A 12,325-nucleotide genomic window follows, 5' to 3' on the forward strand; every position below is an offset into this window, starting at 1 on the left:
GCCATTCCCGAGGATGGCACGAGGGTTCATAACATCGCCAGGCGCGCGTCCAGCCAGTCGACGAAGGCCGGTTCGGGCGCCGCTTCCACATCCAGGCTCCAGGCCGTGCCGGTCAGGTCGCGGCACTTGACCGCATCCTTGGCAGTCATCACCACCGGTCGGTCATCGTCGAAGGTCAGGTCGGCGGCGGTGAAATGATGATGATCATCGAAGGCATGAGCCTCGAACTCGACACCGAGCTCCCGTAGCGTCTCGAAGAAGCGTGCCGGCCGCCCGATGCCGGCCAGGGCGTGCACCGGTCCATCGAAGGGCAGCGGCGACAACGCCCGCTGCCGACCGTCGCCCAGCGAGCGCCAGGCCACGGGCGTCAAGCGCATGGCATGGCCACAAGCCGGTATATCCCGGCACAGCCGACCATTGATCATCACCGCATCCACCGTGTCGAGGCGCTCGACAGGCTCGCGCAAGGGCCCGGCCGGCAGGCAGTGTCCATTCCCCAGGCCACGATGCCCATCGACCACGACGATTTCCAGGTCACGGCCCAGCGCCAGGTGCTGCAAGCCGTCGTCGCTGATCAGGATGTCGCAGCCCGCTTCCAGCAGTCGACGACCGCCTCGGGGTCGATCCGGGTCGACCACCACCGGGCAGTCGGTCTGGTCGGCCAGCATGCGCGGCTCGTCGCCGCTCTCCGTGACCGGGGTGTCCGCCTCGAGATACAGCGGATATCGCTCGGAACGACCACCATAGCCTCGCGACAGGATTCCCGGCGTCCAGCCCGCCTCTCCGAGATGACGCGCCAGCCAAGCGACCAACGGTGACTTGCCGGTTCCGCCGAGCGTGATATTGCCCACCACGACCACCGGTACCGGCGCGCGCCAGACCGCCCGGCGCCCATCGACGTAGGCTTGCGTTCGGCGACGCATCACACCGCGATAGAGCACCTCCAGGGGACGCAGCGCCATCAGCCAACGCTCACCGCTATAGGCCGCTTCCAGCCAACGCTCGGCGAGCGAGGTCATACCGGTTCGTTCTCCCGGAACTGCAACCGATGCAGAGCCGCATAGGCACCATTCCGGGCCAGCAGCTCGTCATGGCTGCCCTGCTCGACGATCTCGCCGGCTTCCATCACCAGGATGCGGTCGGCGCGCTCGATGGTCGACAACCGATGGGCAATGACGAAGGTGGTACGGTCGCGACACACCTCTTCCAGGGCCGCCTGGATATAACGCTCCGACTCGGTATCCAGCGCCGAGGTCGCCTCGTCCAGCACCAGTAGCGGCGCATCCTTGAAGATCGCCCGGGCAATGGCCAGGCGCTGACGCTGCCCCCCCGAGAGCATGACACCGTTCTCCCCGACCACGGTGTCATAACCCTCCGGCAGCTTCTCGATGAACTCGTGCGCATGAGCGGCCCGGGCAGCCGCCTCGATGGCGGCCGGGTCGGCCTGCTCTACACCGTAGGCGATATTGGCGGCGATACTGGCGTTGAACAGCGTGACCTGCTGCGACACCAGGGCAATGCAGCGGCGCAGCGGCGCCAGTCGATACGACTCGAGGGGCACGTCATCGATCAGAATACGCCCTGCCGTGGGATGGTAGAAGCGTGGCAGCAACCCCACCAGAGTCGACTTGCCGCTGCCCGACCGACCGACGATGGCAATCATCTCGCCCGGGGAAACTTCCAGGTCGATGCCCTTGAGCACTTCGGGCTGGTCCTCGCCATAGGCGAAGCGCACGCCCTCGAAACGCACCCGCCCCTCGAGGCGGCCCGGCTCCCGATCCCCTTCATCCTCCTCGGGCTCCTCTTCGAGCAGGCCAAACAGCTCGGCCGCCGCGGCGATGCCTTTCTGCACGGTGGCATTGATCTCGGTGAGCTGGCGTACCGGCTTGGCCATCAGGGATGCCGCCGTGATGAAGGCCACGAACTCGCCGGGCGTCATGTCGGCCATCAGCGCCGGCGACATGGCGAGCCACACCAGTACCGCCAGGGCAAGCGCCACCAGCAATTGAATGACCGGCGTGCTGGTGGCCTTGGTCAACGCCTCCTTCATGCTCTGGCGACGATTGACCTCGCTGGCCTCGGCAAAGCGTGCCTTCTCGTAGGCCTCGGCGCCGTGGGTACGCACCACCCGGTAGCCGGAGAGTGCCTCGGACGCCACATGGGTCACATCGCCCATGGAGCGCTGGATACGTCGCGAAATGCGCCGGAACCGCTTGCTGGCGTAACTGACCACACCGCCGATCAATGGCGTCACGGCCAGAAACAGCAGCGTCAGCATCCAGTTGGTCCACAGCAGATAGACGACCAACCCGATCACGAAAAGTCCTTCGCGCAGCAGGATGGTGATCGCCTTGGTGGCGGCACCGGTCACCTGCTCCACATGATAGGTGACCCGCGAGATCAGATGCCCTGAGGAATGCGCGTCGAAGAAACGTCCGGGGAGGTGCAGCATGTGGTTGAAGACGTCGCAACGCAGGGCATGCACCAGGTTGCGTGCTACATGGCTCATGAAGAAGGTGCCGAGAAAGGTCCCCAGCCCTCGGAAGGCAAACATGCCCACCACGAACAGAGGTAGCCACAACCGAAAGGCAGCATCCGGATCCTGGATGCCGTCGATCAGCCGCTTCATCATCTCGGCCAGCGCCGTGCTCGAGGCCGCATAGAGCAAATAACCCACGATCGCCAGGGCGAAGGCCTGCCAGTGAGGCCGCACGTAACCCAGCAGACGCTTGTAGAGGACCCAGCCGGAATGTTCGATCACGGAGTCTCCGCTTCGGTGGATGAAGGCACGGGCAAGCCCGGCATGATTGCAGGCGATTCTAACGCAAGGCAGTCCTGCCCGACACCGCCAGGCCGCCAGGAGAGCGGCCGCGCCGCAGCGATACGCGGATCGTCGCGCCCACCCAGCGTCAGGGTCAATGCACCATCCTGGGCGGTGCTCCACAGACAGGTCCCCGCTCGTCGAAAACGGCGCACCACCTCGGCGGCGGGGTGCCCGAAGCGACTGTCGCGTGCCGCGCTGAAGATGACCGCACCGGGCGAGAGTCTGTCCACCAGCGACGGCCCGGAACTGGTACGGCTGCCATGATGCCCCGCCACCAGCACTTCGACCGATCCCGACAGCATCGACAGGAAGCTTCTCTCCACCCGGCGGCCCACATCACCGGGTATCAGCAGGCGATGCGCCCCGGCGGTGACCAGCAGGACGCAGGAACGGTCGTTGGCGGATAACCCCTCGACCCGCGGCGGCGGCCACAGGAAGCGAAACTCGACGCCATCGCGTCGCCAGACGCGCCCCGCTCGACACGAGGAAGCCGCAACCGGCAATGCCTCGCCCGGCGGCGCCAGATAGCGTTCGACATCATGCTCGGCGCTCAGGGCGGCCAGACCGCCGGCATGATCCTGATCACCATGACTGACGATCACGTCATCGAACGCCTGGCCGGGTGCCCATAGCGTCTCGAGCGGCATGAAGCCAGACCCGAAGCGCGGCCCGGTATCCACCAGCGCACGATAGCGGGCAGTGCGCAGTTCCACCAGTTGTCCCTGGCCGACATCATACACCCTGACCCACAGGGTGCCCCGGGCCGGTGCCGCGACCGATAGCCAGATGCCGCCAAGCGCCAGCAACAGCGTGCCGAGCATTCGCCAACGCCGATCCAGGCCCGGCAAGGCCCAGAGCACCCCGACGAGCCCCAGGCCGATGGCCAGTGGCAAGCGGTGTGCCGACACTGGCTCCCAGAGCGGCAGCACCGCCACGGCGCGCTCCAGGACCACCGCCAGAAGATGCGTCAGGTTCGCAAACAGACTCCAGCAGGCCGCCGAGAGCGGCGGTATCCAGGCCAGCAACCAGCCCAGCAGCCCCAGGGGCACCATCAAGCTGCTGACCAGGGGAACCGCGACCAGGTTGATCAAGGGTGCGGCCGGCGCGAGTCGTCCGAAAGCCAGCAGCACGGCCGCCGCCATGACCGGCGCCAACAGACACTGGGTACGCACCAGGGCCAGGCACCAGCCACGCACGCCCTTCGGTCTCGCGCGTCCCTGCCAGATCAGGATCAACAGCGCCACGGCAATAAAGGAAAGCCACAACCCGGGGCGCCAGGCAGACAAGGGATCGAGCAGCAGGACCAGCGCCAGTGCCAGCCACCATGCCTGCCAGGTACCCGGCGCATGGCGACCGCTGGCCACCCAGAGCCCGACCAGGGTCATGATCAGGGCACGCAGTGCCGGTGCTTCCAGTCCTGCCAGCAACGCATAGCCGGTAGCGGCCAGGCCCGCGCACCACCAGGGCCAGATTGCCATGCGCCAGCCGCCCGGTACCAGGCAGCGCGCCAACAGGCGCAACACGCCCAGCGCAAAGGCGGCCACCAGGCCGATGTGCAATCCCGAGATCACCACCAGGTGGGTGGTGCCACTGGCATTGAGCAATTCCCAGTCCTGCGTCTCGAGCCGCTGGTCCGCACCGAGGGTCAGCGCCGCCAGCCAGCGCATCGGACGGGGCGCCAGCTCATGTTCATCGAGATGCGCCAGAGCCAGCCGGTGTACCGAGATACCGGCCTCGGCCAACCGATGCGGCGCTGGTGACTGGCGCAGATAGCCTGTGGCCTGGATGCCCTCGCGCCAGAGCCAGCCGCGATAATCGAAGGTACCGGGATTGGCGAACCCCGACGGCGGGCGCAGACGGGCCGTCAGCCGCCAGCGCTCTCCCGCCCGCATGTCAGGCCCCTGGTAGACGCTCAGTCGCACCCGGGACAGACGATCGCAGGCAGGCAACCCGGCGGCCAGCGGCCGGCAATCTTCGACCGTCAGTTCGAGACGCGTCATCCCGACTTGGCGCGACACCTCCATCACGCGCGCGTCGAGGCGCACATCCTGGCGACTCAGTCCCGGCGCCAGTTCACCGCCTGTCACCATCAAGACCCGTACGGCCACGAGCATCACCACCGCCATCAACAGACCTTCACGCCAGCGACGCCATGCCAGGCACCAAAGGCCGATGGCCCCCAGCCCCTGCAATGCCGCCGTCGTGGCGAAGGCCCCGAGCGATGCGCCCGCCAGGGCAGCGAGCGCCAACGGCATGGCCCATCCCTGTCTCATCCCATCATCCCTGAACGGCCCAGGACATCCGTAAAAACCGACCGCTCACCCGAACGGCGTGGCGAGCTGCACGGCTTGTATGGATAATAGCTCCAGTTTCGAAGCCGCGAGCCTCCTGTCATGCCGCGCCGACTCCTGCAGCGCTACCTGCCACATCCCGATACGCTCAGGCGCCAACGCTCGCTGCGCTTCATGGGCCAATTGATCGGCAATCCGTCACTGTGGATGCTGTCCCGGCGCAGCGTTGCCAACGCCTTCTTCGTGGGGCTCTTCTGTGCCCTGCTGCCAATCCCTGGGCAAATGGCCCTGGCCGCCCTGGGCGCCTGGTTCCTGCGCGCCAACCTGCCCCTGTCCGTGGGGCTGGTATGGATCACCAACCCCCTGACCATGCCACTGATCTTCTACGGCAATTATCGACTCGGCGCCTGGTTGCTGGACGGCCCGGTGCGTGCAGCACCCGAGCAGCTCTCGACCCGGTGGGTCGCCGAGCAGATGCTCGACATCCTCCCGGCACTGGCACTCGGCTCGCTGGCGGCAGCGGTGGTTTGCGGCATTGCCGGCAGTCTGATCATTCGGCTGCTATGGCGATGGCAGGTCGTGCGCAGCTGGAAGCGCCGCGCCGCACGGCGGCGGCACCTCCGGCAGATGGACCGGCCAACGGGCGGGCCGGTCCTGAAGGGAGAGGTCAGTCGCGAGACGCTTCGTCGGTCAGGCGACCGCCATCCAGACGCAGGACACGATCCTGGTGCGCGGCCAGACCCGGATCGTGGGTCACGATGACGAAGGCGCACGCCGCCGTCTCGGACAGCTCATCCATCAATGCCAGGATGCTCGCCGCTGTCGACTGATCGAGATTGCCGGTGGGCTCATCCATCAACACCAGGCTCGGATCGGTGACCAAGGCCCTGGCGATGGCCACGCGCTGACGTTCGCCACCCGACAGTTCCCCAGGCTTGTGGGCGGCCCGCTCGCGCATGCCGACCCGCGCCAGGATTTCCATGGCGCGAGACTCGGCCTCGCGCTTGCGCTGACCGCGCACGATCAGCGGCAAGGCCGCATTCTCCAGCGCGGTGAATTCGGCGAGCAGATGGTGAAACTGATAGACGAAGCCGATATGGCGATTGCGAAAACGCCCCAGAGCCGCATCGCCCATGGTGTGCAGCACCTCGCCGGCAACACGTACCTCGCCTTGGCTGGGGCGATCCAGGCCGCCCAGCAGGTTGAGCAGGGTCGTCTTGCCCGACCCTGAACTGCCCACCACGGCGACCCGCTCGCCGGCTCGTACCTGCATTTCCAAAGCATCCAGCACGGTGAGGTCGCGCGGACCCTCGCGATAGACCCGCGTCAGTTCGCGGCATTCCAGCATCACCTCGGCGGCTGCCGTGTCTCGAGTCATGGCCGTGTCACTCATAGCGCAGCACCTCCGCAGGTTGGACCCTGGCGGCGCGCCAGGCCGGATAAAGCGTCGACAGGAACGTCAGGCCGAAGGCCGCCGCAACGATCCTGCCCACGTCGGACCAGAGCAATTGCGAGGGCAGCTCGCTGATGAAATAGACCCCGGCGTCGAGGAAGTGAATGCCGAAGGTCGACTCGACGAAGGCGATGATGTCGGACACCGTCAAGGCCAGCAGAACGCCGAGCCCCACGCCGATCAGGATACCGATCACGCCGATCGCCAGTCCCTGGACCATGAAGATGCCCATGATCGAGCGTGGCGTGGCGCCGATGGTGCGCAGGATGGCGATATCGGCATGCTTGTCGGTGACCACCATCACCAGGGTGGAGACGATGTTGAAGGCGGCCACCGCGATGATCACGGTGAGCAGCAGCGCAATCATGCGCTTCTCCATCTGGATCGCCTGGAAGAGGTTGCCCCGCGTGTAGGTCCAGTCGAGGCCCCGATAGCCCGGCCCCAGTTCATCGATGATCGACCGGGTCACGCTGCCGGCCTTGAACAGATCGTCGAGCTCCAGACGCAGGCCACCCACGTCGTCGCCCATCCGCGCCAGGGTCTGCATGTCCTCGATGTTGGCATAGGCGAGGTTGGCATCCAGGTCGGCACCGACACTGAAGATGCCGCTGACCGTGAAGCGCTTGAGCCTGGGGAAGACGCCAGCCGGGGTGATCGAGGCCTCGGGCACCAGCAGCGTCACGCTGTCGCCCACGCCGACCCCGAGCTGGCGCGCCAGGATCTCGCCCAGCACGACGTTCCATTCTCCCGGCACCAGGTCGTCGAGACTGCCCTGTGACATGTGCTCGTCGATGATCGAGACATCACGCTCCCAGTCGGGGTCGATGCCGTTGACCATGGCGCCATGATTGCGTCCGCCTACCGCGAACATGCCTTGCTGCTCGACATAGGGCGCAGCACCGATGACATGTTCGCGCTGCGTCAAGCGCTCGGCGAGCGATTGCCACTCGGTCATGCCCGAGGGCTTCTCGATCTGGGTATGGGGTACCATGCCCAGTATTCGGGTCCGCAATTCCCGGTCGAAGCCGTTCATCACGGAAAGCACGAGAATCAGCACCGCCACGCCGAGCGTCAGGCCCAGCATGGAGGTCAGGGAAATGAAGGAGATGAAGTGGTTGCGCCGCTTGGCGCGAACATAGCGCAACCCGATCAATAGTGGCAGACGATCCAGCATATCAGCGTTCCTTGTCGGCGGGCGCTCATGGTACGGCTTTTTGGTTCTGGGTGCATCGCCCTGCCCCTGCATTTGCGCGATCCTTGCATCATCGGTTTCGCCGGCCTACATTCGCGCTTTCCGTCCCCCTCATGAGGCCCGCTCCATGGCCAATCGCCTGCTGCCCGAATGGGCGCCCCAGGACGCCGTGCAACTGACCTGGCCCGGTCCCGACAGCGACTGGCGCCCCCTTTTCGAGCGCATCGAAGCGACGCTCGAGCGCCTGGTGACGGCCATTGCCCGCTACCAGGCCGTGCTGATCGCCGTGCCGAACGCCATGGTCCGTGATCGGCTGGCCGAGCGTTTCGCTTGGCTCGGCGTTCCCGACGACCGCCTACACCTGATAGTGGCCGAGGCTGACGATACCTGGACCCGCGATCACGGCCCCTTGACGGTCGAGCGAGATGGCAGCCCACTGCTGCTGGACTACGTGTTCACCGGCTGGGGCGGCAAGTTCGAAGCCGCGCGCGACAACGATCTGACCCGGCGCTTGCATGCCGCCGGCGCCTACGCCTGTCCGCTGCAGTCGCGCGAGCTGATCCTGGAAGGCGGCGCCATCGATACCGACGGGGAAGGCTCCCTGTTGACCACCGAGGCCTGCCTGCTCAACGACAATCGCAATGCCGGCCTCGCGCGACGGGACATCGAGGCACACCTGGCCGCGGATCTCGGTATCGAGCGGGTACTCTGGCTGCGCCATGGCCACCTGGAAGGCGACGACACCGACAGCCACGTGGACACCCTGGCACGCTTCTGCGACCCCGCCACCATCGCCTACATGCGCTGCGACGATCCCGACGACCCCCACTACCCCGAGCTCGCGGCCATGGAGACCGAGCTGCGCGCCTTGCGCCGTGCCGACGGCTCGCCCTACCGCCTGATCGCGCTACCCTGGCCAAGCCCCTGCTTCGATCCCGAGGACGGCCACCGCCTGCCTGCCACCTACGCCAACTTCCTGATCATCAACGGCGCGGTCCTGGTTCCGATCTACGGCGATGCCGCCGATACGCTCGCCCTGGCCACGCTCGGCGAGGCGTTTCCGGACCGCGACATCGTGCCCATCGACGCCTCCACGATGATCCGCCAACATGGCAGTCTGCACTGTCTGACCATGCAACTGCCACGCGGCACCCTCGACCGCCACCGCGAAGGAGATGGCTCATGACACGCACCCTCAAGGCCGGCCTGGTCCAGCAGCCCGCCTGGCCCGACAAGTCACGCAGCCTCGCCGAAAGCGAAGCCGGCATACGCGAGCTCGCTGGGGCCGGCGCCGAATTGGTGGTGCTCCAGGAACTGCACGCCACTCACTATTTCTGTCAGTACGAGGATCCCGAGCTGTTCGACCTGGCCGAGCCGCTGGACGGCCCCACCGGGCAACGCCTGGCAGCCTTGGCGGCAGAGCTCGGTATCGTGCTGATGGGCTCGGTGTTCGAGCGTCGCGCGCCGGGCGTCTACCACAACACTGCCGTGGTCTATGACCGCGAGCAGGGCCGGGTCGGCCAGTATCGCAAGATGCATATTCCCGACGATCCGGGCTTTTACGAAAAATTCTATTTCACGCCCGGGGATCACGACGCGGCTCGCGGCCAGGGTTTCACTCCCATCGACACCTCGGTGGGACGGCTCGGCGTGCTGGTCTGCTGGGATCAGTGGTATCCAGAGGCCGCCCGCCTGATGGCCATGGCCGGCGCCGAGCTGCTGCTTTACCCCACCGCCATTGGCTGGCACCCGCCCGACGACGATGACGAGAAGGCCCGCCAGAAGGACGCCTGGACACTGATCCAGCGCAGCCATGCCGTGGCCAATGGCCTACCGGTGATCGTCGCCAACCGCGTCGGCCACGAAGCGGACCTTTCCGGCATCGGCCCAGGCATCGACTTCTGGGGCGGTAGCTTCATCTGCGGCCCCCAGGGTGAAATGCTGGCCCACGGTGGCGAACAGGCCGAACGCCTGCTGGTGACGCTGGATCTGGCACGTGGCGAGCAGACCCGCCGCATCTGGCCCTTCCTGCGCGACCGGCGCATCGACGCCTATGGTGATCTGTCTCGACGCTACCGGGACTAGGAACTGTGCAAAAAGTGTCTGAACTCGATGCTACAGCGTTGATATCGGCCTCGAGATGCTCATCGACGCCTTCGACGTTCCTTCCCCAGAAACATCAAACCCTCCGCGGCATCGCCGGGAGGGTTTTTCTTACAGCTTATAGCTTAGCTCCGGCAAAACCGGTCACTTCCAGAAGTCGCGAATCGAGGCGATACCCTGGGCGCCGACGGCACGGGCGTGGTTGGCATCGTGGCGCGTCATGCCGCCCAGCGCGAAGACCGGCATGCCGGCATGCTCCACGAGCTGCTGGAAATCGTGCCAGCCGATCGGCGCCACCTCGGGGTGCGACGGTGTGGTGCGCAACGGCGAGAGGGTGACGAAATCGCAGCCGATCCGATGCGCCTGATCCAGTTGCTCGCGATCATGAGTCGACGCCGCGAGCCATTTCTCCTCGCTGATCGGGCGGCGCTCCAGGCTCATCAGCCGCTCGCTGGTCAGGTGGATGCCATCGGCATCCACCCGCTCCAGCAGCGTCGGCTCCCCGTTGAGCATCAGGCGTGCCTCGAAACGCCGGCACAAGGCCAGCGCCTTCTCGGCCCGGGCCACGTAGGCGTCTTCATCCAGCGTCTTGGCACGCAGTTGTACCAGGCGCACGCCATCCTCGCGCATCGCGCGTTCCAGACGCTCCAGGAATACGTCCTCGTCGTCTTCCTCGGCACTGATCAGATACTCGGTGGGCAGCATCACCGCACGCAGGATCGGCAGGTTGGCCGCGGGGAACGGATAGCCATGCAGCTCTTCCATGGGCACCCAACGTACCGCCTGTCCCTCACGGCCGAAAGGCTCGCCGGCGAAATCATGCACTTGCCAGACGTCGAGCAGCACGTGCTTGTCAGCGTATTCATGATGGATACGGATCAATGGCTGGGCACGACGAATCTCCACGCCCAACTCCTCGTGCAGTTCGCGTTTCAGCGCCTCCAGCCCCGTCTCGTAGGGTGCCAGCTTGCCCCCGGGAAACTCCCAGAGGCCGCCTTGATCCACATTGGACGGCCGCCGGGCGAGCAAGACCTCACGACCATCGGCGCTGATGATGGCGGCAGCCGCCACATGCACCCTTCTTTTCACCATTGTGTTCATTCACCTTTCCAACGTTTCCGCCGCGTGCGGCGGGGATTGCTATGGGGCTCATCGATTCGCGAACGCTGTCGCCCGCCGGTTCAGCTACGGTAATCGGCGTTGATGGCGACGTATTCCCGCGTCAGGTCCGTGGTCCATACGGTGGCACCGCGATCCCCACGTCCCAGATCGATGCGAATGCCGATCTCTTCCTGGGCCATGGCCTCGCTGCCGGCTTCCTCGGTATAGCCCGGGGCACGCCCGCCCTGCTCGACCAGTCGCACGCCACCGAGGTCGATGGTCACCCTGGAGACATCGAAATCGGCCACCGGGGCCCGCCCCACGGCGGCAAGAATCCGCCCCCAGTTGGCATCGCTGGCGGCCAGTGCCGTCTTGACCAGCGGAGAATGCGCCACCGTGAAGGCGACATCCAGCGCCTCGTCGCGGGTCACCGCACCATCCACTTGAAGGGTGACGAACTTGGTCGCCCCCTCACCGTCACGCACGATGGCCTGTGCCAGTTCATTCATCACCCGCTGCAGTCCGTCGCGGAACGCGGCCAGGCGATGTTCATCGTTCACCGCCGCACCGCGCCCCGTGGCGATCAGCATGCAGGCATCATTGGTGGAGGTGTCGCCATCCACGGTGATGCAATTGAAGGAATGCGCCACCGCTTCGCGCAGCACGTCATCCAGCACGGCCGGCGCAATGGCCGCGTCGGTGGCCACGAAGCCCAACATGGTCGCCATGTTGGGCTTGATCATGCCCGAGCCCTTGCTGATGCCATTGATGGTGATGGTCTCGTCACCCAAGGGCACCACGACGCTGGCTCCCTTGGCCCGGGTATCGGTGGTGAGGATGCCCTCACCCGCCGCCGCCCAGCCCTCGGGGCCATCATCCAGGGCACGCAACGCCTCGGGCAGGCCCGCCAGCAAGCGGTCCATGGGCAGCGTCTCGCCGATCACGCCGGTGGAGAACGGCAGTACCGAGGTGGCCTCCACATCGACGAGTCCGGCCAGCTCCGTGCAAGTGGTCCGGGCGTCGCGCAGGCCAATCTCGCCGGTGCCAGCATTGGCGTTTCCAGTGTTGATCACCAGATAGCGTGGCGCCGTGCCGCGGGTGGCACAGGCCGCCAGGTGCTCACGCGCCACCGTCACCGGCGCGGCGCAAAAGGCATTGCGCGTGAAGGTGCCGGACACGGAGGCGCCTTCCGGCACCTCGATCACCACCAGGTCACGACGGTCCGCTGTCTTGATGCCCGACATCGCCGTGCCCAGCCGCAGCCCCTCGATCCTGGGCATTGCCGGGAAATGTGATTCACCCACCGCCATGGCGAATACTCCTCAATGAGTCAGGACAATAACACTACCAAGCGAGATGCC

10 protein-coding genes are annotated in these 12,325 nt (G+C 66.0%); 3 read left to right on the forward strand and 7 right to left on the reverse strand.

Features of this window, described 5'->3' with window-relative positions:
- Nucleotides 1–26 precede the first annotated feature (26 nt).
- From lpxK to A9O65_RS07305, 3 genes are read right to left on the reverse strand one after another with little or no spacing between them, the layout of a single operon-like run.
- The gene (lpxK, locus tag A9O65_RS07295; protein WP_064698794.1) at nt 27–1,019 is read right to left on the reverse strand and encodes a tetraacyldisaccharide 4'-kinase; all 993 of its coding nucleotides are present in this window, start codon (nt 1,017–1,019) and stop codon (nt 27–29) included.
- Complete coding sequence (gene msbA / locus A9O65_RS07300) at nt 1,016–2,758, reverse strand: lipid A export permease/ATP-binding protein MsbA (protein WP_064701795.1); 1,743 nt, start codon at nt 2,756–2,758, stop codon at nt 1,016–1,018. Before msbA ends, lpxK begins: the two co-directional genes overlap by 4 nt.
- Nucleotides 2,758–5,097 carry a DNA internalization-related competence protein ComEC/Rec2 gene (locus A9O65_RS07305; RefSeq protein ID WP_064701764.1) on the reverse strand — a complete coding sequence of 780 codons (2,340 nt, stop codon included), beginning with the start codon at nt 5,095–5,097 and terminating at the stop codon, nt 2,758–2,760. Before A9O65_RS07305 ends, msbA begins: the two co-directional genes overlap by 1 nt.
- Before the next feature lie 120 nt (nt 5,098–5,217).
- Here A9O65_RS07305 and A9O65_RS07310 point away from each other — a divergent pair, with 120 nt between their 5' ends.
- Nucleotides 5,218–5,877 (forward strand): DUF2062 domain-containing protein, encoded by a 660-nt coding sequence (locus tag A9O65_RS07310; protein WP_064701765.1) that lies wholly within the window; start codon nt 5,218–5,220, stop codon nt 5,875–5,877.
- Here A9O65_RS07310 and A9O65_RS07315 read toward each other — a convergent pair.
- Nucleotides 5,783–6,508, reverse strand: a complete 726-nt coding sequence (locus A9O65_RS07315) for an ABC transporter ATP-binding protein (RefSeq protein ID WP_064698797.1) — start codon at nt 6,506–6,508, stop codon at nt 5,783–5,785. The two genes, A9O65_RS07310 and A9O65_RS07315, sit on opposite strands and share 95 nt — an antisense overlap.
- Nucleotides 6,501–7,742, reverse strand: a complete 1,242-nt coding sequence (locus A9O65_RS07320) for a lipoprotein-releasing ABC transporter permease subunit (protein WP_064698798.1) — start codon at nt 7,740–7,742, stop codon at nt 6,501–6,503. Before A9O65_RS07320 ends, A9O65_RS07315 begins: the two co-directional genes overlap by 8 nt.
- A gap of 145 nt (nt 7,743–7,887) precedes the next feature.
- Between A9O65_RS07320 and A9O65_RS07325 the strand changes: the two genes are divergently transcribed.
- On the forward strand, nt 7,888–8,946 hold the full coding sequence (locus A9O65_RS07325) for an agmatine deiminase family protein (protein WP_064701766.1): 1,059 nt from the start codon (nt 7,888–7,890) through the stop codon (nt 8,944–8,946).
- Complete coding sequence (locus tag A9O65_RS07330) at nt 8,943–9,845, forward strand: carbon-nitrogen hydrolase (protein ID WP_064701767.1); 903 nt, start codon at nt 8,943–8,945, stop codon at nt 9,843–9,845. The genes A9O65_RS07325 and A9O65_RS07330 overlap by 4 nt, the downstream gene beginning before the upstream one ends.
- Nucleotides 9,846–10,007: 162 nt before the next feature.
- Here the strand turns inward: A9O65_RS07330 and A9O65_RS07335 are convergent, their stop codons facing one another.
- Nucleotides 10,008–10,955, reverse strand: a complete 948-nt coding sequence (locus A9O65_RS07335; protein WP_064698801.1) for a Nudix family hydrolase — start codon at nt 10,953–10,955, stop codon at nt 10,008–10,010.
- Nucleotides 10,956–11,044: 89 nt separating this feature from the next.
- The gene (gene argJ, locus A9O65_RS07340) at nt 11,045–12,274 is read right to left on the reverse strand and encodes a bifunctional glutamate N-acetyltransferase/amino-acid acetyltransferase ArgJ (RefSeq protein WP_064701768.1); all 1,230 of its coding nucleotides are present in this window, start codon (nt 12,272–12,274) and stop codon (nt 11,045–11,047) included.
- Between the last annotated feature and the right edge of the window lie 51 nt (nt 12,275–12,325).

The sequence above is a fragment of the Halomonas caseinilytica genome, from assembly GCF_001662305.1.
In the GTDB taxonomy this organism is placed as follows: Bacteria; Pseudomonadota; Gammaproteobacteria; order Pseudomonadales; family Halomonadaceae; genus Halomonas; species Halomonas caseinilytica.

What these genes read in the sequence shown, in the direction of transcription:
- A9O65_RS07315 (WP_064698797.1), bottom strand. Translation starts at nt 6,508, where the DNA reads ATGAGTGACACGGCCATGACTCGAGACACGGCAGCCGCCGAGGTGATG.
- lpxK (WP_064698794.1), bottom strand. Translation starts at nt 1,019, where the DNA reads ATGACCTCGCTCGCCGAGCGTTGGCTGGAAGCGGCCTATAGCGGTGAG.
- A9O65_RS07335 (WP_064698801.1), bottom strand. Translation starts at nt 10,955, where the DNA reads ATGGTGAAAAGAAGGGTGCATGTGGCGGCTGCCGCCATCATCAGCGCC.
- A9O65_RS07320 (WP_064698798.1), bottom strand. Translation starts at nt 7,742, where the DNA reads ATGCTGGATCGTCTGCCACTATTGATCGGGTTGCGCTATGTTCGCGCC.
- argJ (WP_064701768.1), bottom strand. Translation starts at nt 12,274, where the DNA reads ATGGCGGTGGGTGAATCACATTTCCCGGCAATGCCCAGGATCGAGGGG.
- A9O65_RS07330 (WP_064701767.1), top strand. Translation starts at nt 8,943, where the DNA reads ATGACACGCACCCTCAAGGCCGGCCTGGTCCAGCAGCCCGCCTGGCCC.
- A9O65_RS07325 (WP_064701766.1), top strand. Translation starts at nt 7,888, where the DNA reads ATGGCCAATCGCCTGCTGCCCGAATGGGCGCCCCAGGACGCCGTGCAA.
- A9O65_RS07310 (WP_064701765.1), top strand. Translation starts at nt 5,218, where the DNA reads ATGCCGCGCCGACTCCTGCAGCGCTACCTGCCACATCCCGATACGCTC.
- A9O65_RS07305 (WP_064701764.1), bottom strand. Translation starts at nt 5,097, where the DNA reads ATGAGACAGGGATGGGCCATGCCGTTGGCGCTCGCTGCCCTGGCGGGC.